The sequence below is a fragment of the Methyloversatilis sp. NSM2 genome (assembly GCF_038066675.1).
GTDB lineage: Bacteria > Pseudomonadota > Gammaproteobacteria > Burkholderiales > Rhodocyclaceae > Methyloversatilis > Methyloversatilis discipulorum_A.
The window spans coordinates 1,530,713-1,552,670 of record NZ_JBBUKV010000001.1; the positions used below are offsets into that span (position 1 = coordinate 1,530,713).

Here is a 21,958-nt window from a genome sequence, read left to right on the forward strand (position 1 = left end):
TCAGTCACCGTAGCATGCCGTCGGGCGTGTGCAAGGACGAGCGGTCGTAGTCGGAAGACCTCAAATTCAAACCGCAAGACAGCGCACAGAGGCAGGATATCTGCCCGGCTTGAAACCACCGCCGCTGCCCCGATCTGCGATTGATGACTCCGCTCACCTCCACCCTCGCACTGGCCGCGCTGATCGCGGTACTGCTGTCTGCCGCGCTGTGGCTGTTCGCCGATCCGCTGCGTACCGCACTGCGCCGGCGCCGCATCCGGGCGCGTCCTTTCCCCGCCGAGTGGCGCCGTCTGCTGCAGCGGAACATGCCGGCCTGGCGAGCACTGCCGCCTGATCTGCAGCAGCAGCTGCGCCGTCGCATCCAGGTGTTCGTTGCCGAGAAGCGCTTCATCGGCTGCGACGGCATGGTGATCACCGACGAGGTGCGGGTGCTGATCGCCGCCCAGGCCTGCCTGCTCATCCTGAACCGGCCGACCGACTACTTCGCCGGGCTGCGCGAAATCCTGGTCTATCCGGGTGCCTTTGCCGTCACCCGAACCGAAACCGACGCCGCTGGCGTGCAGCACGCCTGGCGCCGCGTACATCTGGGCGAATCGTCGTCGCGCGGCCAGGTCGTGCTGGCCTGGGACGCGGTGCTCGCTGGCGCCGCCGACGCGGCCGACGGGCACAACGTGGTCATCCACGAGTTCGCGCATCAGCTGGACCAGGAGAACGGCGAGGCAAACGGCGCGCCGCCGCTGCGCGGTGCGGCGCGCGTGGCGCGCTGGGCGGCGGTGATGGGGGCGGCATACGCGATGCTGCACCAGCAGGTCGCGGCGCACGAGCCGCCGGTGCTCGACCCCTACGGGGCCTACAGCCCGGCCGAGTTCTTCGCCGTCGCCACCGAAAGCTTCTTCGAGCGGCCGCAGCATCTTGCGGCAGCGCTGCCCGAGGCCTACGCCGAACTGTCGTCCTACTACCGGGTGAATCCGCTGGTGTGGTAGCTCACCGGCTGCACCTGCACCACCACGCGGTTGCGGCCCTGCTGCTTGGCTTCGTACAGCGCCTGGTCAGCGGCGTCGATCAGCGACGACGGCTTGCCGGCGAGCTTGCCGACGAAGGCGGGCGGCGGCACGAAGGTGGCGACGCCGATGCTCACCGTCACGCAATCGTGCACCGACGACTTGCCGTGCGGAATGCCCAGCGACAGCACGGCGCGACAGGCCGACTGCGCCACCGCCGAGGCGTCCGACTCGCCGGTATCCGGCAGCAGGATGGCGAATTCCTCGCCGCCATAGCGCGCCACCAGATCGGAGGCGCGCCGCGTACAGGACGCCAGCGCCTGCGCCACACTGCGCAGGCAGTCGTCGCCGCCAAGGTGACCGTGCGTGTCGTTGTAAGGCTTGAAATGATCGACATCCAGCATCAGCAGCGACAGCGGCCGGCCGCTGCGCAGGCTGCGATGCCATTCGCGTCCCAGCGTTTCGCCGAACACCCGGCGATTGGCGATGCCGGTGAGCGCGTCGGTCGCATTCAGGCGTTCGAGTTCCGAGGCCTTGAGCCTCACCCGCTCATGCGCACGGCCCAGATGGGCGTACAGGCGCCCGTTCTCGATCACCAGCGCGACCAGCACCATGCTGGCCGCGAGCAGCCCGTGGACGCGCCCGACGTAGAAGCCGAGGTCATAGCGCCCGGCGTTGAACACCGCCACCAGCGCCACTTCGAGCAGCCAGGCCACCATGGTCACGATGAGCCACAGATCGAGCGCGGCGCGCGGTTTCTTCCGCCATAGCACATACAGCGCAAAGCCATTCAGAATCCATATCGCGGACACGATCCAGAACATTCGGTGGGTATATCCGAACGTACCTTTCATGATGTCCGGCAATATATTGGCGCCATGTATCGCCAGCAGCGCGGACAATACGGCCATCAGCAACGTGCACGAAACATGCCGCCCCGCACTGCCGAATATCGAGCGTATTCCGGGACCCCTGCTGCATTCTCTCGGCATCATCAGTGAATAGCCGATCACGCACAGCGGAAATCCCACATGCCAGAACTGGAATATCCACGCGGTGGTCTGAATATTCGCACCGAGCAATCCTTCGGCGGAGAAAACCTCGGGATAGGTGAGCAGATGCGGCGCAATCATCGCCGAGGCGTAGAGAAAGCCATCCGCCAGCAGGAACATCGCGCTTGAGCGCAGCGTCACGCCATGCCCGTAAAGCAGCACGGCGGTGACCAGATAGACGACGAACAATGCGGAATCGTAGACCGCGACAAATGCCGGAATATGCGGCAATGGCATTTTCGCGTAGGGCACGCTGACTGCAAAAAGCAGCAGCGAAAATATGACGACGAGACTGACCAACCGACGTTCGCGTGGACCGGCCGCGTGCGTCGAAAGCAATTCCGGGCTGTCGTCTGTCGATACGTATGGCATTTTCTTGCCAGTTCGTTATGTCCGCCCCACGCAAAAGATCCGGACCGCCATTCGGCGGGCTTTCAATTCCCGGAGCTGTTCACGCCGCGTCGGATCTGCCCGAGATCCGGTCGTGCTGTGTCGAAATGCAATCTACTCCTTGCAATTGATCTGACGGTAAAAATTCGTGGCGTTTCAAACGTCGCGAATTCCGCGCTGCAGCATGCGGCCTCAGCCACCCGCCAGCCGGCCATCGTGCAGCGCGCTCGCCACCAGCACCGCCGGCACACCGGCCTCGTCCAGCGCGGCAAGGTCTACCGCGTCACGCACACCACCGGCGGCGATCACCGCAACGTCAGGGCACTGAGCGCGCAAGCGGGCGATCAGTGCCAGCTCGGGCCCGGCCTCCGAGCCGACCCGCGCCAGTTCCATCGCGATCACCCGTGCCGGCCAGAATTCGGGCGCGTGCGCCCATGCGGCGCCGAGCGGTACGCCGCCGCGATAGTCGAGCGACAGCAGCGCCGGCACGCCCGCCGCCGACAGTTTCGCCAGCGTATTGGGCTCGGTCAGGCTTTCACTGCCCAGGACGGGCGTCGCGCCGGTCGCGTGGTGCAGCGCCAGCGCGGCATCGGCATCGGCAAAACCGCCGTCCACCCAGAACTCGACCTGCGGATGACGCTCGGTCAGAGCAGCGATCACCTCTGTGTGGTCGCCGCCCAATCGGCGGATGGCGTCGAGATCGGCAATATAGATATGGCGGGCGGTGGTCGCCGCGAGCAGTGCGTCGACCACGTCGGCCGGCACGCAACCCTCGACCAGACGCGAGCGCAGCGGCTGGTAAGCTTGCCGGTCGCCACGACGCGCGTGCACGACCCGACCTTGCATCAGGTCGATGACGGGTATCAGTTCAGGCACAGAAAACCTTATATGAATCAACGAATTTTCGTGTTCGAGTTTATCACCGGCGGTGGTCTGGCCGGCCAGCCACTGCCGGCCTCGCTCGTGCGCGAAGGCCGCCTGATGCGCGATGCGCTGCTGCGCGACGCCGCCGACATCGCCGGCGCCGAACTGGTGACGCTGCACGACGCCCGGCTCGAAGCGGCGCTGCCCGGCTCGATCGCGGTAGCCGAGACCGGCGCGTTCGTCGCCGCCTTCGATGCCGCACTGGCCGGTGCCGACGCGGCGCTCATCGTCGCGCCGGAAACTGGCGATCTGCTGGCCACGCTGGCCGCCCGTGTCGAAGCGAGCGGCAGCCGCCTGCTCGGCTGCGACGCCGCAAGCTGCCGCGTCGCCGCGTCGAAGTCACGCACCGCGCGCGTGCTGGCAGAGGCCGGCGTCGCCGTGCTGCCGCACTACAGCGACGCCGACGCACTGCCCGACGTCCTTGGCGCATGGGCGGTGAAGCCGGACGACGGCGCCGGTTGCGAGGGTCTGCAGCGTCTGGGCGACCGCGCAGCCGCCGCTCGCGTACTGCGCGCGGCCGGGCCGGATCACATCGCCCAGCCGTGGCTGGACGGCGAGGCGCGCAGCATGAACCTGCTGTGCGCGCGTGGCCGCGCCGCGCTGCTGTCGGTGAACCGGCAAGTGCTCGAGCACCGCGGCGAACGCGTGCGTCTTGCCGCGCTCGCCGTCGGCGCGGTCGACGCCACGCCGCAACACGCCGCGCTCGCGCAGCGCATCGCCGCCGCCCTGCCCGGTCTGCTCGGACCGGTCGGCGTCGATTTCATCGAAACCGCGGACGGCCCGGTCGTGGTCGAGATCAATCCGCGCATGAGCACCTCGGCCTGCGCGCTGCGCGCAGCGACCGGCCTCAACCTGGTCGCCGCCACACTGAGCGCGGCACGCGACGGCAGCCTGCCGTCGACCGACGCTCCGCGTCCGCACACACTTACCCTCGACGCCCATGAAGAAGCCGTCTGATGCAACGCTGATCGGCTGGGACATTGGCGGCGCCCACGTCAAGGCCGCGCGCATAGACGGCGGCCGGGTGAGCGGCGTGGTGCAGGTCGCCTGCCCGCTGTGGCAGGGGCTGGACAAGCTCGACACCGCCGTGGCCGAAGCGCTGGCCGCACTGGGTGCAGCGCCGCGCCACGCAGTCACGATGACCGGCGAAATGACCGACCTGTTCGATGCCCGCGCCGACGGCGTGGCCGGCATCGCACAGCGCATGCGCACCGCATTGGCGGGCGAAATCACGCTGTACGCCGGTCGCGCGGGCTGGGCGCAGGTCGATGACGCGCGCGCCCGCGCCGACGACATCGCCTCGGCCAACTGGCTTGCTACTGCGGCGTGGATCGCCACCCGTCTGCCGCAAGCGCTGCTGGCCGATGTCGGCAGCACCACCAGCGACCTCATCGTCATCGATGGCGGCGTCGCCACGACCAGCCGCTCTGACGCCGACCGGCTGATCAGCGGCGAACTGGTCTATGCCGGCGTCGTGCGCACGCCGCTGATGGCGCTCGCGCCGGCGGTCGACTTCAAGCGCCAGCGCCACCGGCTGATGGCCGAGTACTTCGCCACCTCGGCCGACGTGTGGCGCCTGCTTGGTGAGCTGCCGGAGCACGCAGACCACTATCCGGCGGCCGACGGCGGCGCCAAGACGGCGGAGGCCAGCGCCCGCCGGCTGGCGCGCATGATAGGTCGCGATCTCGCCGAAGGCTCGATGGAAGACTGGCGCGCACTCGCGTCGGCTTTCGCCGATGCACAGCTGGGCGCCCTGATCGACGCCTGCTCTGCCCTGCCCGGCATCGCCGCGCTCGCGCCCGAGGCACCGGTGGTCTGCGCGGGGGCCGGCCGCTTCGTCGCCGCCCGTCTCGCCCGCGCGCTCGGTCGCCCGGCCGTCACGCTCGGTGAGCTGCTGGCCGATCTCGCGCCCGACTGCGCGGACGAAGCCACCACCTGCGCACCGGCGGTCGCCGTGGGCTTGCTGGCCGAGGGGAAGCGATGAAGCCGTCCGCCATCATCCATCTGATCGGCGTCGTCGCCTTCGGCCTGCTTTACGTGCCGTTCAAGACGCTGACCGGCGGCGATGCTCAGATGCTCGCGTTGGCCCTCCTTTATCTGCTGGCGCTGCGCCTGCTCGGCCAGATGCTGGACCGCCGCATCGACCGCGACCACAAGCCGTGACCCGCGCACCTGTGGTGATCAAGCTCGGCGGCAGCCTGCTGTCCGTCCCGCATGACGGACGACTTCAGCGCTGGTGCGAACGGCTTGCCGGCGAGGCGTCAGGCAGCGCCGTCATCGTGCCCGGCGGCGGGGCGTATGCCGACGCCGTACGCGACGCCCAGACGCACTGGCGCTTTTCCGAAGACGCGGCGCACCGCATGGCGCTGCGCGCGATGGACCAGTGCGGGCTGATGCTGTGCGACCTGTTTCCGGCGCTGCTCGCCTGCGATGACATCGACGCACTGGCCGACCACTGCGCTGCCGGCCGCACGCCGGTGTGGCTGCCCTCCCGTCATCTCGACCTCAGTACCGACCTCCCGCGCGACTGGACGGTGACCTCCGACAGCATCGCCGTCTGGCTCGCTGCCCGCATCGGCAGCCCGCGCGTCCTGCTGGTGAAGTCCTGCGCCCTGCCGGACGGTGATCTCACGGCACTTGCTGCACAGGGCATCGTCGACCCGCATCTGCCGCAGATCGCGACCCGGGCGAACATCGAGGTTCGCCTCGCCCACGCCGACTCGCCGTTCTAGTTCGGCGCGACGGTCGTGGTCGGCAGCCCCCTCCCACAGAACTCCGGCCCAGGGTCGGGCTCCCGGATCGGGCGTGGCCCCTTGGCCGCGACGCGGCCGGCGCTGGCCGCTGACGTCGATCAAGGCGCTTGCGGGAACGATTCGATCGCGCACGTGCCGCATGCATGACTGCTGCGAATTCGAACGGTCCGAGACCAGGCGATCTCCATGCCGCACTGCACCTTGGATGATTTTTTAGACTTGATCTAAATATAATGAAAATAGCGATCTCGGCATCGCGGGCGGCGACGCAGAATGTGTTCCGCACGGTCGACGCGGCACGACGATCGAGCACCCAGAAAAACAGAGCATGCAGGGCTGAAGGCGGGGCGTTGCTCCCCCCGCACCTTGGTTGCACCCCGAACTGCCCGCGAAAGTTGTTCCGGGCGCGTACCTGACACCGGCCGGAAGCATCGCGCCGGAGTCCCGAAAAACAAGGAGAGCGATGTGAACACGAGAGATCAGAACACGATCGGCAAATGCCCGGTCATGCACGGCGGCGCGACCACCGGCAGCATCAACGTGATGGAGTGGTGGCCTGAGGGGCTGAATCTGGACATCCTGCACCAGCACGACCGCAAGACCAATCCTATGGGTGAAGGCTTCAACTATCGGGAAGAGGTGAAGAAGCTCGACTTCGCCGCACTCAGGAAGGATGTGACCGCGCTGATGACCGACAGCCAGGACTGGTGGCCGGCCGACTGGGGTCATTACGGCGGCCTGATGATACGGATGGCCTGGCATGCCGCCGGCACCTACCGCGTGGCCGACGGCCGCGGCGGCGGCGGCACCGGCAACCAGCGCTTCGCCCCGCTGAACTCCTGGCCCGACAACGGCAACCTCGACAAGGCCCGCCGCCTGCTGTGGCCGATCAAGAAGAAGTACGGCAACAAGCTGTCCTGGGCCGACCTCATCCTGTACGCAGGCACCGTGGCCTATGAATCGATGGGCCTCAAGACCTACGGCTTCGCCTTCGGCCGCGAAGACATCTGGCACCCGGAAAAGGACATTTACTGGGGCTCGGAGAAGGAATGGCTTGCCAAGTCCGACAACCCGCACAGCCGCTACTCAGGCGAACGCGACCTCGACAATCCGCTGGCCGCGGTGATGATGGGCCTGATCTACGTGAACCCGGAAGGCGTGGACGGCCAGCCCGACCCGCTGAAGACCGCCCACGACGTGCGCGTCACCTTCGCTCGCATGGCGATGGACGACGAGGAAACGGTGGCGCTCACTGCCGGTGGCCACACCGTCGGCAAGGCACACGGGAATGGTGACGCCGCCCTGCTCGGCCCCTCACCCGAAGGCGCACCGATCGAGGAACAGGGCTTCGGCTGGATGAATCACAGCACGCGCGGCGTCGGCAACCAGGCGGTCACCAGCGGCCTCGAAGGTGCCTGGACCACGAACCCGACCCGCTGGGACGACGGTTACTTCAAGCTGCTGCTCGGCTACGAGTGGGCACTGACGAAGAGCCCGGCCGGCGCCTGGCAGTGGGAACCCATCGGCATCCGCGAAGAGGACAAGCCGGTCGACGCGGAAAACCCCTCGGTCCGCCACAACCCCATCATGACCGACGCCGACATGGCGATGAAGATGGACCCTGCCTACCGGAAGATTTCCGAGCGCTTCCACGCCGACCCGGCCTACTTCAGCGAAGTGTTCGCGCGCGCCTGGTTCAAGCTCACCCACCGCGACATGGGTCCGAAAACCCGCTACATCGGTCCGGACGTGCCGGGCGAAGACCTGATCTGGCAGGACCCGGTGCCCGCCGGTCGCACCGACTACGACCTTGCCGCAGTCAAGGCGAAGATCGCCGCTGCAGGTCTGAGCATCGGCGACATGGTCGCCACCGCCTGGGACAGCGCCCGCACCTTCCGCGGCTCCGACATGCGCGGCGGCGCCAATGGCGCACGCATCCGCCTCGCGCCGCAGAAGGACTGGGAAGCCAACGAACCGGCACGTCTGGCGGAAGTGCTGCCGGTGTACGAACGCATCGCTGCGGAGACCGGCGCCAGCGTGGCCGACGTGATCGTGCTGGCCGGCAATGTCGGTGTCGAACAGGCGATCAAGGCGACCGGCTTCAATGTCACCGTGCCGTTCGCACCCGGCCGTGGCGACGCCAGCCAGGCGCAGACCGACGTCGAATCGTTCGAAGTGCTCGAGCCGGCCGCCGACGGCTACCGCAACTGGCAACCGCGCGACTACGTGGTGAAGCCGGAAGAACTGCTGCTCGACCGCACCCAGCTCCTCGGCCTCACCGCCCCGGAAATGACCGCGCTGATCGGCGGCCTGCGCGTGCTCGGCACCAATCACGGCGGCAGCCCTCACGGCGTATTCACCGACCGCGTCGGCGCGCTGACGAACGACTTCTTCGTCAATCTGACCGACATGGCCTACCGCTGGAAGCCGGCCGGCAGCAATCTGTACGAAATCGTCGACCGCAAGACCGGTCAGGTGAAATGGACGGCAACCCGCGTCGATCTGGTGTTCGGTTCGAACTCCATCCTGCGCGCCTACGCCGAGGTCTATGCACAGGACGACAACCAGGAAAAGTTCGTCCGCGACTTCGTCGCCGCCTGGACCAAGGTGATGAACGCCGACCGCTTCGACCTTACCTGAAGTCGCCCGGCCGTGCGAAGGCATGGCTAGTGCTCAAGGCCCGCTCCCTCATCCGCTGGGGCGGGCCTTTTCCCTTTCGAAGCCCCAGCTTTTTACGGCAGCGGGGTATCCGCCGGAATAAATCGTCAACACTTTAACGCAGTGCAACGCGCCCAACGTGCATGACATACAGGATTTTCCGCTACTATCGCATCATGACATGCACGCAAAAAACTCTCTGTTCGATGACTAGAAACAGAAAATGTGCAATGGTGATCGCTAGCTCTCCGAATTAATACGAGAGCGGGGTTCTATTTTCTAGGCGTTCTGGAGCGGCGTCAGGTTTTTAAAAATTGAACAACCCACCTCAAAGAAGACAGCGCAAGAAAAGAAATTAAAAACAACCTTAAAACACAAACAAAGAAAATGAAAAAAGAAATTTATCAAACCCGCGACGTATTCACCCCGACAAAGCCGGCCAGAATAGCTTTTGTCGAACGGATAACAGTGAACGACAAACTCGTCAACTCACTTACAACACCCGGAAAACAAATAGTTGTTTACGGACACTCAGGGACTGGAAAAACCACTTTACTCGTAAACAAACTAAATCAACTCTACGAGCACCACATAACTACACGCTGCATGAAAGGACTAAAATTTGACCAACTGGTGCTCGACGCATTCGACCAACTAGCACCTTACTACACTCAAGAGCGAAACAAGACCCAGAGAAAATCACTGAGCGTAGATCTTGGTGCAATGTACAAAGCACTACAAGCAAAAATATCTTCCACTTCTTCAATCGACGAAACAGAAAAACAAAGCAGGATACTTCCACCTCAACTAACGCCGCAAACGCTAGGGCGTTTTCTCGGCGATCAAAATGCATGCTGGGTTCTAGAAGATTTTCATAAGATAGACGAATCAGAAAAAGAAGAGCTTTCCCAGTTAATGAAGGTCTTCATGGATCTTTCGGACGACTATCCAGAACTTAAGATTATTGCGCTTGGGGCAGTGGACACTGCTAGGCAAGTGGTGGATTACGATCCTGAAATGCGCAATAGAGTAGCAGAAATCCAAGTCACCCTAATGACAGAACAAGAGATTGCGGAGATTATCACAAAGGGTGAAAATGCACTTAATATCAGATTCAAGGACGAAATTAGACGATTGATTTCACGGCACTCAAACGGTCTGGCTTCTGTTTGCCACCACCTGTGCTTGAACATGTGCAACGTTGCCGGAATCAAAGAGACTGTCACCGGAGACCCCTTTGTACTATCCAATCAACATTGCGAAGACGCAGTTAGGACGTACGTAGAAGAGGCTTCAGATAGCATAAAAAGCGCATTTGACAAAGCACTAAAACAGCGTCGAAAGACAAAGTTTTCCAATGCCACCTTAATCATCAAGGCACTTAGCAGCCTCAACGAAAGTGGAGCCGCACGCACAGACATTCACAAAAAAATACAACGCACCGAACCCAAATACCCAGAAGCAAACTTGAAATACTTACTCCCAAAACTTTGTACTCCGGAGTATGGAGGCCTTCTTCGCCACGACTCAAACTCGGGCTTATACTCATTCTCCGATCCAATTTATCGCGCCTATGCAATGGCACAATTTCAGAAACAAGAAACATCCTCCAGCAGAATATCCAGCAGCGACTTCGAACAGACGCTCCTGAAATTTCTAACCGAAAAAATTCACGTCGAATTTCGTGAAAATTTTAAATTAGTAATTGACACAAGAAAAAACAAGACTAGTTGATTGTATTTGGAAAAATATAAGAAAATCGTGGCGCACACGAATCTATCCAGGTCGATTTATTTTGGCCATTCGCGAAGAGAGTCCCTTCAGTTTTCGATCACTTAATTCCGAGGAGGCTAAGTCCAAATCAAACACCGCGCTGTGATGTCTCCCCTCGTCGTACATCACGGTCAGCCTGTGTACACCTGTCTCGTTCAGCAGCTGCTTGCCAGCTACATCCGACGACCCCCTCCTCCGTCCGTCAACCAATGCCCCGACCTCTGAGCGCCACGCATCGCGAGTTGCAATGGCACGTGGCGCCAATGCGGGGCCGGGCTCAGGCGGCTGACATCGCTAAGACCGACGATGCGCAGCGTGGCATGCAGCGGGCGCTTACCGCGTGGCCGGCGCCCGCATCCGCCTCGCGCCACAGAAGGACTGGGAAGCCAACGAACCGGCCCGCCTCGCCCGGCTACTGTCGGTGTACGAACGCATCGCCATGGAGACCGACGTCGAATCGTTCGAAGTGCTCGAGCCGGCCGCCGACGGCTACCGCAACTGGCAACCGCGCGACTACGTGGTGAAGCCGGAAGAACTGCTGCTCGACCGCACCCAGCTCCTCGGCCTCACCGCCCCGGAAATGACCGCGCTGATCGGCGGCCTGCGCGTGCTCGGCACCAATCACGGCGGCAGCCCGCACGGCGTATTCACAGACCGCGTCGGCGCGCTGACGAACGACTTTTTCGTCAATCTGACCGACATGGCCTACCGCTGGAAGCCGGCCGGCAGCAATCTGTACGAAATCGTCGACCGCAAGACCGGTCAGGTGAAATGGACGGCAACCCGCGTCGATCTGGTGTTCGGTTCGAACTCCATCCTGCGCGCCTACGCCGAGGTCTATGCACAGGACGACAACAAGGAAAAGTTCGTCCGCGACTTCGTCGCCGCCTGGACCAAGGTGATGAACGCCGACCGCTTCGACCTCGTCTGAAGTCGCCGGCCGGAATGACAAAGCCCGCCTCCGCATCCGCGGGGCGGGCTTTTTCTTGATCTGCACCGAAGTCGGCGGTCTGCCGCTGCCGTATCGCGGCCAAGGCCGCTCCCACAGAGGGCGCCCGATTCGCCGGCTGAGCCAGGGCCGAGTTTCTGTGGGAGGGGTCTTCTGACCCCGACATTGGCCTGCATCGAAGCCGGCGGCCCACGACGGCCGCATCGCGGCCAAGGCCGCTCCCACAAGAAGCGCTCCCTGATCGCTGCCGGAGCCGGGGTTGTGTGGGAGCGAGCTTGCTCGCGATTGCAGCTTGAAGCGAAGCCTGCGGCCCGCATCCGCAGCATCGCGGCCAAGGCCCCTCACACTAGAGAAACCAGCCTTACCCCTGCATCGCCCCGCGCCGCAGCACGCCGTACACCTGTTCGATCTCCGGCAGCAGCCCAGCGAATCGCTCGCGCGTCGGCGCCGGGCGCTGGCTGACATGGCATACCGGATCGTCGTACAGCTCGCTCGCGCCGCCGGCCAGCACGCTGGCGGTGAACACCAGATCCGACAGCGAGCGCGGCATGCCGGTGCTTGCGCGCGGCTGTTCGTGATCGCGCATCGCGTCGATCAGCACCTCGGGCACGCCCAGCGACTGCAGCAGCGATTCGCCCACGCTTTCGTGCCATTCGAGGATGAGCGCATTGATGTCCTGCGCGTCGAACGCCGCCGACGGGCGCCGCGCCAGGCGGTCCAGCAGGTAGAAGGCACCGATGTCGTGCAGCAGCCCTGCCGTCATCGCCTCGTCCGGATCGAGTGACGTGAGCCGGCGCGCCAGCACGAAGGCGCCGGCCGCCGTACGCAGCGTGTGCAGCCACAGCCGACGCGACAGTTCGTCGACGTGCGAAAGCTGCCGCGCACAGCCGATCTGGCCACAGGACACCGCACGCGCCACGCGCTGCGCCCGGTCCGCGCCCAGCCTGGCCAGCGCATCGCGCACGCCGGTCACCGGCTCGGCACGCCGACCGCGGTTCGCGCGCCTGAGCAGCCGCGCACACAGCAGCGGATCGACCCGCGCCGCGCCTGCCAGATGGGGCGTCGTCACCTCGGGCGCGCGCAAGGTCTGCCGCACGCACAGCAGTGCGTCGAAACAGATCGGAAAGATCACCCCCGGCCGCAGATCGCGCGCGAGGTCGGCAAGCAGGTCGAAGGCGCGGACGCTGTCGTCAGCAGGCGAAAGCATCGGCGCGAAGTCGCGCGTGGCGACGGAGGGCATCGTGGCGCTGAACGATGGATTCAATCCGTTCTCCCTGGCGGACGACGGCACAGGCCGGGCCTGCGGGCTGACCGGAACAGCAACCGGCCTCGTTCCATCCTCTACACGCGGGCGACGCAAGCGGATGCACCCGGAGAGCCGCCATCCGCGTTCAGGACTGCGTGCATCATCCGCCTGAACAATCCACGGCACCTGACAACTATGTGGCACTTCGCCGTCGCTCGGGAGCCGATCACCGTCCACGCAAACAAAAAGGGCCTTGAAACATCAAGGCCCTTTCGTCGTGCAAGCGGGTGCGCTCAGCTGTGCTTGTAGTGCTTGCGCAGCGGCTTCACGACTTCCCACATCGACTTCATGCCCTTCGGGAACACGACGAAGTCGCCGGCCTTGATCACCACCTTGTCGCCGCCCTGCGGCGTCACGTGGATTTCGCCTTCGAGCAGGTAGGCGCTTTCGGTCATCGAGAAGTCGAGCGGAAACTTCGACACTTCCTTTTCCCAGATCGACCAGCTGGACACGCCCAGCTCCTTCAGCTTCTCTTCGGTCGGGTTGTGATCGACGACGATTTGAGTCATGACTGTTCCTTGATTGGATGGGAGGTTGAAACGAAAGGCGGAGCCGCCTGACGGCGAGAAAAGCGATGGACGGTCCCCCACAGCGTGACCGTTACCGAGGCTTGCATGCTCACGGCGGTCGGCCCAAGGGTCAAGGCAACGCGGCGCGGCATCGCCGAATCGGACCACATCGTTTCGGTGCCGCCGGTTTTCGCGAATCGGAATGTCAGGAACGGAACACTGCCGGAGCGAGGTCTGCTCGCGAATGAACCCCGAACAGCACCGTCACACCGTGCCGCAGGCTGAACGACCGGAAAGGGTGCCAGTTCGCACCGGCTAGATCCCGGGCGGCGCATCCACCGTGAAACGGACACTGTGATGCCTCCCCGCTTCGTCCATCACGGTCAGGCGGTGCGTACCCGCCTCGTTCAGCAGCAGTTTGCCACCGGCGTCCGGCATCACCCTCTGCCCGTCCAGCAGCCAGTACACGGGCCCCTGCGCGCCGCGCACGGCGAGCTGCAGCGACACGTGGTGGTGCTGCGGTGCCGGGCGCAGGCGGCTGCCTTCGCTGAGGCCGACGATGCGCAGCGTGGCGGCGGGGGTACCGCCGGTCGGGGCGCAGCCGGGTTGCCAGTCGGGGATACGCTGATCGGCGGGTAGCCAGCCGTCGAGCCACGGTTGCAGCAAGGTGGGCCAGCGGGCGGTGTCGCGCGGCTCACCGTGGCCGCAGCCGGGCACCGTGCGCAGACCGCTGGCCGGGTCTATCCAGAGGGTCTGGCGCAGGCTGCTGCCGTCGATGCGGTCGGGCCGGGTGGGCGGCACGGCGCCAGCCAGTGACCAGGCGGCGCGGCGGCGGTGGCACAGTGGCGCGGGGGTGTCAGCAGCGGCCGTGCCCAAGGGCCAGCAGATGTCGACCGGCTGCACCGAGGCCGGCCGTTCGCGCGGCGGGATGAGCTCGCGCGGCAGTGCGGCGGCGATGTCCTTCAGCAGGGGTGCAGCGACATTGGCGCCGAAAAAGCCGGGGTTGGGCGTGCCGTCCGGCCGACCCAGCCACACGCCCAGCGCGTAGCGGCCGGACACGCCGACCGCCCAGGCGTCGCGGAAGCCAAAGCTGGTGCCAGTCTTCCATGCCAGCGGCGCGGCGCCGCCGCCCTCGATGAAGGGCCGGTCCGGGTGACCACCGCCTTCCAGGATGTCGCGCACGATCCACGCGGCACCCTCACTCATCAGCCGCGTTTCCTCGACCGGGGCCTCAGGCGTCAGACGCGGTTTGCCGGCCAAACCGTCGGCGGCGAGCGCGCGGTAGCCGCCGACCAGTTCCTCCAGCGTGACGCCAGCGCCGCCAAGGATGAGGCTGAGGTTGGGCTGTTCGCCGGTAGCGATGCGCGGCTTGATGCCGGCCTGAGCCAGCCGCGCGGCGAAACGCGCCGGGCCGATCTGGTCCAGCAGGTCGACGGCCGGCACGTTGAGCGATCTCTGCAGCGCCTCGGACACGCTGACCGGCCCGGAGAAGTCCGCCTGGAAATTGCCGGGCTGGTAGCCGCCGAAGGCCTGTGGCGCATCGATCAGCAGGCTTTCGGAGTGGATCAGGCCGTCGTCCAGCGCCATCGCGTACAGGAAGGGCTTGAGTGCGGAGCCGGGCGAACGCACGCCGCGCACCATGTCGACGTGGGCGCCACGCGCGTTGTCGCTGAAGTCGGCCGAGCCGGCGTAGGCACGCACTTCCAGCGTGGCGGCGTCGACCACCAGCGCGGCGATGGACACCCGCGGCGGCAGCACGCTGGCGCGGTCGGCCAGCAGGCGCTCGACCGTGGCCTGCAGTTCGCGGTCCAGCGTGCTGGCGACCCGGGTAAGGCCGGCGGCGCCGGCCTTGCGCGCGCGACTGCGCAGGCGCTCGGCGGCCAGTGGCGCGAGCCAGGCGCCCTGCAGCTTCTGCGCGATCACCGGCTCGATGCGCGCATCGGCCACCACTTCGGACGACCAGATGTCGAAGCTTTCCAGCCGCGCCAGCACGCGGTCGCGCGCGATCTGGGCCGCCTGCGGCGCGCGATCCGGACGCAGGCGACTGGGCGCGCGTGGCAGTGTGGCGAGCAGCGCCGCTTCGGCGTGACTGAGATCGCGCGAAGGCTTGCCGAGATAGGCACGGCTGGCCATTTCGACGCCTTCGACGATGCCGCCCATCGGCGCGTGATTCAGGTAGAGCGTCAGGATGTCGTCCTTCGACAGCCGCCATTCCAGCTGCAGCGCACGTACGATCTGGCGCAGCTTGCCGCGCGGCGTGCGCGGCACCGGTTCGAGGATGCGCGCCACCTGCATGGTCAGTGTGGAGCCGCCGGACACGATGCGGCCGGTGGTGGCCCACTGCCAGGCGGCGCGCGCGAGCGAAGCCGGATTGACGCCCGGATGCCAGCGGAACCAGCGGTCTTCATAACCGAGCAGCGCGTCGATGTAGCGCGGCGACACCTCGGCCGGCGTGACCGGGTAGCGCCAGGCGCCGTCGCTGCCCGGCCAGGCGCGCAGCGGGCTGCCGTCGCGCGCCAGCACGATGAAGCCGTCGTTGCCGGACGGCAGCGGAGGAGGAAAGAGGCGGTCGAGCAGCCACAGCGCGACCAGCAACAGCAGGATGCCGGCGACGATGCGCCGCCGCCATGCCGCGCTGGCCGACTTCATTCAGCGGGTGGGGGAGGAACCGGATCGGACCCGGGCGCCGGGTGTTCCGCCATCCAGCGCGCGAGCAGCGCCTGACCACGCTCGAACTCGGCATCCTCGATCAGCAGCGTGACCGCCCCGCCCTGCCGCGCGTCGGCAGAGCTGGCCGTCAGCTTGACGTGCAGGCCTTCGAGCGCGAGCACGTCGCGCAGCATGCGGGCGTCGAGTCCGTTGGCGATGGTGGCGAGGGTTTTCATGGCGAGCGATCGGATGCCGGCGCGGCGATGCGCCGGCGGTCGAGGCCCGCAATCTAACCGATATCGGTGCCGGTCGCTCAGCGTGCGCCGGTCGTCGCCGCGACGGCCGGCGCCGGCAGCGCGAACACGTGCAGGCCGTCACCCTGCGGGAAGCCGAACAATGCGTTGCCGCCAGCGGCGACCGCGACGTACTGGCGACCGTCGATCGCGTAGCTGACGGGCGGCGCATTGACGCCGGCGTCGACCTGCCACGACCACAGCCGCATGCCGCTGCCGCTGTCGAAGGCGGCGAAGCTGCGCTCGCCGATACCGGTGAACAGCAGCCCGCCGGCCGTCGACAGCACGCCGCCGACCATGGGCTGGTCGAGCTTCACCTGCCAGCGCAGCCGCCCTTCGCGGGCGAGGTCGACGGCCGCCAGCACGCCGCCACGCGGACCTTCCGGTTCGCTGACCACGTACTGGAAGCGGCTGCCATCGGCACGCTCGGCCTCGCGCACCGTGTAGCGGGTCGGCAGGTGGATGCCGGGCACGAACAGCAGCGCCTGCTGCGGATCGAGCGCCGAGGGCGACCAGCTGGCGCCGCCAGCGATGCCCGGCGCGATCACGACGCCCTCGGCACTGGGCGCGGCGAACAGGTTCTGCTGCGGCACGAAGGCCTCGGAGCGAAACAGCAGGCGACCGTCGCGCCGGTCATGCACATAGACCCAGCCCAGCTTGCTCGGCTGCGCCAGCGCCGGGATGCGCTCGCCACCCTGCTGCAGCTCGAACAGCACCGGCGGGCTGGCGACGTCGTAGCCCCAGCGATCGTGCGGCACCTGCTGGTAATGCCACACAAGGCGGCCGGTACGCAGGTCCAGCGCGACCAGCGAGGCGGTGTACAGGTTGTCGCCGGGACGCGAACCGTCGGCCATCTGTGGCGACGGATTGCCGGTGCCGAAGAAGATCAGTCCGCGTTCGGCGTCGATGGCCGGCGTCGCCCACAGCGAGCCGCCCCCATGGCGCCATGCCCCGCCCTCGCGGGCGAGCGCCGCGCGTTCGGCCGGCAGGTCGCGGCCGAGATCCAGGCCATCGGCGGTGCGGGCCGCGAATGAGCCCTCCCAGCCGGGGCCGGTCACGTCGAACTGCCACACACGCCGGCCGCTGGCGGCGTCGAAGGCAGCCAGCACGCCGGGCCGCCCGTACTGCCCCGGCAAGCCGACCACCGCGTTCTCCGGGTGCAGGCCGTAGCCGACGCCGGTGATGCCGACGATGACCAGGTCGCCGGCCACCTGCGGCGCCATCGCGATGCCGACGCCGGTCGAGCCCTGGGTTTCGCGCCGGCTCAGCGGGTCGCTCTCCGGCAGTTGACCCGCCTGCTCGGTCGCAGGCGCGGCGTCGGCCACCGCCACATTCCACAGCGGCTGGCCGGTGCGCGCGTCGAGCGCGATCAGACGGGCATCGACGGTGCCGACGAAGACGCGGCCGTCGCGCACCGCCACGCCTCGATTGGCAGGCCCGCAGCACAGCCGACCCGCGGGGCGCGGATGTTCGTAACGCCACAGCTCGCGGCCGCTGCGCGCGTCGAGGGCGGCGACGTGGCTGAAGGGCAAGGACAGGTACATCCTGTCGCCGACCACGATGGGCGTCGCCTGGAAGGTGGCCTTGACGCCGCTGCGCCAGGTCCAGGCCGGTTCGAGCTGCGCCACGTTGTCGCGGTTGATCTGGTCCAGCCGCGCGTGCCGCTGACCGCCGGCGTCATTGCCGTGCAGCGGCCAGTCGCCACTGCCACCATCGCCATGCGCCGCAGCGGCGGTCGTCAGTGCCAGCGCCCACAGCAGGCGGCCGGCCAGCCTGCACATTCCGTGATCCCTACTCATTCGCCCCGCTCCGTCGTCGATGCCGACGGGATGGTAGGGCCGCTGCAGCTCGCGCCGTACAGGCAATTTGCCGCATCTACCGGTGGCAGCTTCCCCGCGCGGCGGGGCGAAGACTCAGGGGCGATCGAGCAGGTAGGTCAGGGTGCCGCCCTGCGCCGGGCGCTCGATGCGCAGCAGAACGGCGGCCACCTGCCCCTCCGTCTCCGCGGCTACACGCCGGTATCCGCGCATGACGCAGTCGTCGCGCGCGCTTTCACCCGGCTGCAGCACGCCGTTCAGGCTGCGGTAGTGCAGTCGTCCGTCGGCCAGCCAGCCCGGCTGCACGCGATCGCGCGACAACGGTACCGGCAGGTCGAAGCCGTCGTCGCGCCAGCCGACGACGAAGTCCTGCTCGGACACGGCGGCAGGTGCGACCTCGATGCCGCTCTGCCACGCCTGGCCCGCCGTGTCGCGCCAGTAGATGCGCAGCGGCGGCGGTTCGCTGCCGTCGGCCCAGGCCAGATGCAGGTCTTCGCCGTTGCGGCACAGCCAGGGATGCATCTGCGTGGCGGTGTCGGCCCACAGCCCGCCCTGCAGCGCTTCGACGCGCTCGATCTGCACGCCCGGCGGCGCGATCAGCGACTGTGCAACGAGCACGCCGGCGTCGCCGAGACGAAAGCGCTGGGCCGCGTCGGCGCGATGCGGCAACGGCGTTTCGGGACGCGAGGCGCGGGCGACGGCGTCGAACTGGCGCGAGATCATGAACACTGGCGTCTGCAGCGCGGTGAACACCGCTGGCGGACACAGCAGCAGCATCAGGCCGCTGCCGGCGATCCATGCGGATTCGCCGCGCGACAAGCGCGGCGAGGCAAGCCAGCCGGCCAGCAGGTGCACGCCGAACCACAGCAGCGGCGCCACGCCGAGCAGCAGCAGGTAGAACACCGCCAACCCTTCCATGCCCGACACCGCACGCGCCGGGCCGAACACCGCCGCCACGACGACGGCCAGCGCCGGCAGCGAAGCCAGCCGCACCACCCACCACGACGCCCCCTTGCCGCGTGCCACGAACATGCGCCGCTCCAGCCGCAGCACGACAAGGGCGGCGACCAGCAATGCCAGCGAAACGACGGCCCACAGCGCGCGCGCAAGCGGCGGCTGGGCGGCGACGACGTCGTTCAGGAATTCGGGCATGGAGTTCAGTGGGTGAAGAGTGGTTGGCGCACGTTCATCCGGTAACGGCAGCACATGCGCATTCTCAAGCCGGCCGGGTCGATGCCGATAGCACAACAGTTCCGCATGCCGACGAAGGACAACATCAATGAACGGTGAACGAGCGACAGAACACGACTACGTGCGCCTGCTGCGCGCCTGGGTAGCCAGCCTGAAGCAGCGCTTCCGTCTCGACCCGGCATGGGAAAGCGCGCTGGATCGACTGGACCGGCGCCTGACCGAGTTGCCGGCAACGGTCACCGCCTACGACGTCGGCCGGCTGTTCCACCCGCTGGAAAAGCACCGCATGGTCACCCGCGACACGCCGGGCGCCGACCGCGTGCTGCACTACCTGATCGAAGCAGGCCGTGACGGCCCGATGGAAAAATGCTCACCCGAACTGCGCGAGTGGTTCCGCAAGCACTATCTGTGGTCGAGCGGCAGCGTAATGATGCCGATGCAGGTTCATGAGCTGAACACCCAGACCTCGGACGAGGCCTTTCGCCACTACTTCGGCAGCGGCACCTGAACAGAGCGCTGCGTGGCTGGCGCCCCCGCCTACAACCCCGCCTTGTTGCATCGCTGCGACAACTGACCACGCAGGCGACCGTAATCAGCCAGCTCCGACACGTCCATGTCGCGCTCCACCGCGCGCCGGTAATAGGCCTCGATCGCATTCGCACGCGCCTCGCTGCCATACATCCTGCGCATGCCCGGATCGAGCATGCCGGCGACCACCTGGTCGGCGGTCGCCGCCCGGTTCACGCAGGGGTTCAGGTCGAATTGCTGCTGCGCGATCATCCGCTCGCCCAGCCGGCCCTCGGCCTGATGACGAGCAGTTTCGCGATCGACGCAATCGCAGTCGTAGCGCAGATACCCGGAGCCGCCGCGACCGGCGTTCTGTTTCGCGCACCAGTCGCGATTCTTCGCGCGCACCGCACCGGCGTCACCCGCCGGCGCTGCGGCAGAAAGGGGCATGGGCCCCTTGCGGTAGCCGGCTCCAAGGGCTTCCGGCGTTCCCTGCCCGTGCAGGCAGCGCGCCATATAGGACTTTCGCAGGCCGGGGTCACCAATATTGTCGGCTGCCCATGCCTCGCAGGCGGGCTGCCGCGCCATCCTGTCCTGCCGTGGATCGATCGCCGTGCCAGCCGCCGAATCGGCCCGCTGCGCCGCCACCCGCTCGCGCGGCGACGGCGCGCCGGAGGACGCCGCGCCTCGCTCGGCATGACGCTTGCCCTCGCGTGACAGGCACATCCACAGCGACTGATCGCGATCGCCCGGCCGGCTCTCCCGCAGTTGCGCCGCCCTGCTGCGGCAAAATTCGATCTTGTCCGGTGGCACGCGCCCATCCGAGATATGAGCGTCCGCCATGCAGCGATAGCGCTGCGCATCGCCTCCCGCCCTGTCGCACTGTCTGCGCACGCCATCCGACCATTCGAGATACGCCTTCGCCCCCTCCGACGCCGCAGCGGCGGGCAGTGGAGGGCACGCTCCCCAGGCAACAGCGGTGGCAACCAGATACGTTCTGACAAACGAGGCCTTCATCGGTCGCTCCCGTCATGAAAATGAACGGATGCCGCTCTGCTGCAATTGAACGCCGTCCCGGTCGCCGCTGCACGTTGCGGCGCAACGAAACTGCGGGTGAAGCGGAGGCGGAGCGGGATCCCCGCCGCGCCGCGGTCAGAGGGCCGCTCCTGCACGGGGCTCGGCTTGCCTGTCTGCGAGCGATCCTCGCGAGCAGGCTATCTGCAGATCCGGTTAAGTGCGCTGCGCAGGCGCGCGTCGTCGGCCAGATCGACCGCCTTGATGTCCTTGCCGATCGCGCGGCGATAGCAGGCCTCTCGCGCGCGGATGTCGTCGTCACTGTCGAACAGGCTGCCGAGGGTGCGCCCGCCCATGTCAGCCACCACGCGCTCGGCGGTCGCGCTGCGATCGACGCAGGTGCTCAGGTCGAACCTGCGGGCGACAATCGCCGCATCGTCCAGCTTCTTGGCGCGCTGCTGCATTGCCGTGCTGCTGTCGACGCAACTGCAGTCATAGCGCAGCAGGCCGGTGCGATCACCGCCCGCGTTGTGCTCGGCGCACCAGGCACGGTTCTTCGCTCGCACCGGGTTGTCGCCGACGGCGGTACCCGACAGCGCGGGAGCATCCTGACCCATCGTGTCATTCGTGCCGCCACGTCTCATCGTCGCGCCCACCGCTGCAGGCGATGCGGTCGAGTACATGCAGCGTGCGATGTAGTCGAGATGCGAAGCGCCGGGTTCCAGATTGTCGCGCGCCCAGTCCTCGCAGACAGGCCGGCGCGCCGTGGCGCGCTCCGGCGAATCGTGACGCTGCAGCGCCGCGTTGCCGCTGGCTGCGGCCACGCCTCCACTTTCCGCGTGCCGCTTGCCCTCTCGGGCCAGGCAATTCCACAGCGATTCGTCGCTCTCGCCCTCGCGGTTACCCCAGAAGGCACCGGACTTTTCGCGACAGCGCTCGATGCGTTCCTGCGAGACCCAGCCGCCACCTTCGTGCGCGTCGACCATGCAGCGATGGAACAGCACGCCGTCCAGTCGTCCGCCCTTACGGGCGTCTGCATCGCACTGCTTGCGCGCCGCCGCCGACCAGGCGTCGAAGTCTGCACGGCTGTCCGCCCGCACCGGCGATGCACCGACCAGCATGCCGATCAGGGCTGCCACGGCCACCTGATGTACCGACCGCTTTCGCATCAT

The 21,958-nt window shown here is 66.6% G+C and carries 18 protein-coding genes and 1 pseudogene; 9 read left to right on the top strand and 10 right to left on the bottom strand.

Annotated features, from left to right (window positions below):
• The first annotated feature begins 143 nt into the window (after window positions 1-143).
• Window positions 144-983 carry a M90 family metallopeptidase gene (locus WJU27_RS07010; protein WP_341421573.1) on the top strand — a complete coding sequence of 280 codons (840 nt, stop codon included), beginning with the start codon at window positions 144-146 and terminating at the stop codon, window positions 981-983.
• Here WJU27_RS07010 and WJU27_RS07015 read toward each other — a convergent pair.
• Both WJU27_RS07015 and WJU27_RS07020 read right to left on the bottom strand, forming a co-directional pair.
• Window positions 956-2,305, bottom strand: coding sequence for a sensor domain-containing diguanylate cyclase (locus WJU27_RS07015; protein WP_232416005.1), 1,350 nt, complete (start codon window positions 2,303-2,305; stop codon window positions 956-958). The two genes, WJU27_RS07010 and WJU27_RS07015, sit on opposite strands and share 28 nt — an antisense overlap.
• Window positions 2,306-2,635: 330 nt before the next feature.
• Window positions 2,636-3,319, bottom strand: a complete 684-nt coding sequence (locus WJU27_RS07020; protein WP_341421574.1) for a HisA/HisF-related TIM barrel protein — start codon at window positions 3,317-3,319, stop codon at window positions 2,636-2,638.
• Window positions 3,320-3,331: 12 nt separating this feature from the next.
• Between WJU27_RS07020 and WJU27_RS07025 the strand changes: the two genes are divergently transcribed.
• The 7 genes and pseudogenes from WJU27_RS07025 to WJU27_RS07055 all read left to right on the top strand — a co-directional run.
• Window positions 3,332-4,324: an ATP-grasp domain-containing protein gene (locus WJU27_RS07025; RefSeq protein WP_341421575.1), complete on the top strand. Its 993-nt coding sequence runs from the start codon at window positions 3,332-3,334 to the stop codon at window positions 4,322-4,324.
• Entirely contained in the window at window positions 4,308-5,351 is a 1,044-nt protein-coding gene (locus WJU27_RS07030; RefSeq protein ID WP_341421576.1) for a hydantoinase/oxoprolinase family protein, read from the top strand. The genes WJU27_RS07025 and WJU27_RS07030 overlap by 17 nt, the downstream gene beginning before the upstream one ends.
• Window positions 5,348-5,530 (top strand): hypothetical protein, encoded by a 183-nt coding sequence (locus tag WJU27_RS07035; protein ID WP_341421577.1) that lies wholly within the window; start codon window positions 5,348-5,350, stop codon window positions 5,528-5,530. Before WJU27_RS07030 ends, WJU27_RS07035 begins: the two co-directional genes overlap by 4 nt.
• Window positions 5,527-6,099, top strand: coding sequence for an amino acid kinase family protein (locus tag WJU27_RS07040; RefSeq protein WP_341421578.1), 573 nt, complete (start codon window positions 5,527-5,529; stop codon window positions 6,097-6,099). The genes WJU27_RS07035 and WJU27_RS07040 overlap by 4 nt, the downstream gene beginning before the upstream one ends.
• Window positions 6,100-6,585: 486 nt before the next feature.
• A complete protein-coding gene (gene katG / locus WJU27_RS07045) occupies window positions 6,586-8,760 on the top strand; it encodes a catalase/peroxidase HPI (RefSeq protein WP_341421579.1) in 2,175 nt (724 codons plus the stop codon).
• Between the two features lie 405 nt (window positions 8,761-9,165).
• Complete coding sequence (locus WJU27_RS07050) at window positions 9,166-10,512, top strand: ATP-binding protein (RefSeq protein ID WP_341421580.1); 1,347 nt, start codon at window positions 9,166-9,168, stop codon at window positions 10,510-10,512.
• A 352-nt stretch (window positions 10,513-10,864) separates the two neighbouring features.
• Window positions 10,865-11,482: pseudogene (locus tag WJU27_RS07055) on the top strand (peroxidase family protein); the annotation flags it as partial.
• Between the two features lie 379 nt (window positions 11,483-11,861).
• On the opposite strand, the gene WJU27_RS07060 reads toward WJU27_RS07055, so the two are convergent.
• The 6 genes from WJU27_RS07060 to WJU27_RS07085 all read right to left on the bottom strand — a co-directional run bounded on the left by WJU27_RS07060 (window position 11,862) and on the right by WJU27_RS07085 (window position 19,226).
• Window positions 11,862-12,764, bottom strand: a complete 903-nt coding sequence (locus WJU27_RS07060; RefSeq protein ID WP_341421581.1) for an HDOD domain-containing protein — start codon at window positions 12,762-12,764, stop codon at window positions 11,862-11,864.
• A gap of 275 nt (window positions 12,765-13,039) precedes the next feature.
• Window positions 13,040-13,315: a cupin domain-containing protein gene (locus WJU27_RS07065; RefSeq protein WP_019918632.1), complete on the bottom strand. Its 276-nt coding sequence runs from the start codon at window positions 13,313-13,315 to the stop codon at window positions 13,040-13,042.
• 315 nt (window positions 13,316-13,630) lie between these two features.
• The gene (gene pbpC / locus WJU27_RS07070) at window positions 13,631-15,964 is read right to left on the bottom strand and encodes a penicillin-binding protein 1C (protein ID WP_341421582.1); all 2,334 of its coding nucleotides are present in this window, start codon (window positions 15,962-15,964) and stop codon (window positions 13,631-13,633) included.
• On the bottom strand, window positions 15,961-16,200 hold the full coding sequence (locus WJU27_RS07075) for a hypothetical protein (RefSeq protein WP_341421583.1): 240 nt from the start codon (window positions 16,198-16,200) through the stop codon (window positions 15,961-15,963). The genes pbpC and WJU27_RS07075 overlap by 4 nt, the downstream gene beginning before the upstream one ends.
• Before the next feature lie 77 nt (window positions 16,201-16,277).
• Window positions 16,278-18,056, bottom strand: coding sequence for a pyrroloquinoline quinone-dependent dehydrogenase (locus WJU27_RS07080; RefSeq protein WP_341421584.1), 1,779 nt, complete (start codon window positions 18,054-18,056; stop codon window positions 16,278-16,280).
• A 114-nt stretch (window positions 18,057-18,170) separates the two neighbouring features.
• Window positions 18,171-19,226 (bottom strand): hypothetical protein, encoded by a 1,056-nt coding sequence (locus WJU27_RS07085; RefSeq protein ID WP_020164312.1) that lies wholly within the window; start codon window positions 19,224-19,226, stop codon window positions 18,171-18,173.
• A 127-nt stretch (window positions 19,227-19,353) separates the two neighbouring features.
• On the opposite strand from WJU27_RS07085, the gene WJU27_RS07090 reads away from it, so the two are divergent.
• Window positions 19,354-19,773, top strand: coding sequence for a hypothetical protein (locus WJU27_RS07090; protein WP_341421585.1), 420 nt, complete (start codon window positions 19,354-19,356; stop codon window positions 19,771-19,773).
• A gap of 29 nt (window positions 19,774-19,802) precedes the next feature.
• On the opposite strand, the gene WJU27_RS07095 is transcribed toward WJU27_RS07090, so the two are convergent.
• Both WJU27_RS07095 and WJU27_RS07100 read right to left on the bottom strand, forming a co-directional pair.
• Window positions 19,803-20,789 (bottom strand): hypothetical protein, encoded by a 987-nt coding sequence (locus WJU27_RS07095; protein WP_341421586.1) that lies wholly within the window; start codon window positions 20,787-20,789, stop codon window positions 19,803-19,805.
• Window positions 20,790-20,986: 197 nt separating this feature from the next.
• On the bottom strand, window positions 20,987-21,958 hold the full coding sequence (locus WJU27_RS07100; RefSeq protein ID WP_341421587.1) for a hypothetical protein: 972 nt from the start codon (window positions 21,956-21,958) through the stop codon (window positions 20,987-20,989).

What these genes read in the sequence shown, in the direction of transcription:
- WJU27_RS07025 (WP_341421575.1), top strand. Translation starts at nt 3,332, where the DNA reads ATGAATCAACGAATTTTCGTGTTCGAGTTTATCACCGGCGGTGGTCTG.
- WJU27_RS07095 (WP_341421586.1), bottom strand. Translation starts at nt 20,789, where the DNA reads ATGAAGGCCTCGTTTGTCAGAACGTATCTGGTTGCCACCGCTGTTGCC.
- WJU27_RS07090 (WP_341421585.1), top strand. Translation starts at nt 19,354, where the DNA reads ATGAACGGTGAACGAGCGACAGAACACGACTACGTGCGCCTGCTGCGC.
- WJU27_RS07050 (WP_341421580.1), top strand. Translation starts at nt 9,166, where the DNA reads ATGAAAAAAGAAATTTATCAAACCCGCGACGTATTCACCCCGACAAAG.
- WJU27_RS07080 (WP_341421584.1), bottom strand. Translation starts at nt 18,056, where the DNA reads ATGAGTAGGGATCACGGAATGTGCAGGCTGGCCGGCCGCCTGCTGTGG.
- WJU27_RS07085 (WP_020164312.1), bottom strand. Translation starts at nt 19,226, where the DNA reads ATGCCCGAATTCCTGAACGACGTCGTCGCCGCCCAGCCGCCGCTTGCG.
- WJU27_RS07065 (WP_019918632.1), bottom strand. Translation starts at nt 13,315, where the DNA reads ATGACTCAAATCGTCGTCGATCACAACCCGACCGAAGAGAAGCTGAAG.
- WJU27_RS07075 (WP_341421583.1), bottom strand. Translation starts at nt 16,200, where the DNA reads ATGAAAACCCTCGCCACCATCGCCAACGGACTCGACGCCCGCATGCTG.
- pbpC (WP_341421582.1), bottom strand. Translation starts at nt 15,964, where the DNA reads ATGAAGTCGGCCAGCGCGGCATGGCGGCGGCGCATCGTCGCCGGCATC.
- WJU27_RS07100 (WP_341421587.1), bottom strand. Translation starts at nt 21,958, where the DNA reads ATGATGCGAAAGCGGTCGGTACATCAGGTGGCCGTGGCAGCCCTGATC.
- WJU27_RS07035 (WP_341421577.1), top strand. Translation starts at nt 5,348, where the DNA reads ATGAAGCCGTCCGCCATCATCCATCTGATCGGCGTCGTCGCCTTCGGC.
- WJU27_RS07030 (WP_341421576.1), top strand. Translation starts at nt 4,308, where the DNA reads ATGAAGAAGCCGTCTGATGCAACGCTGATCGGCTGGGACATTGGCGGC.
- WJU27_RS07010 (WP_341421573.1), top strand. Translation starts at nt 144, where the DNA reads ATGACTCCGCTCACCTCCACCCTCGCACTGGCCGCGCTGATCGCGGTA.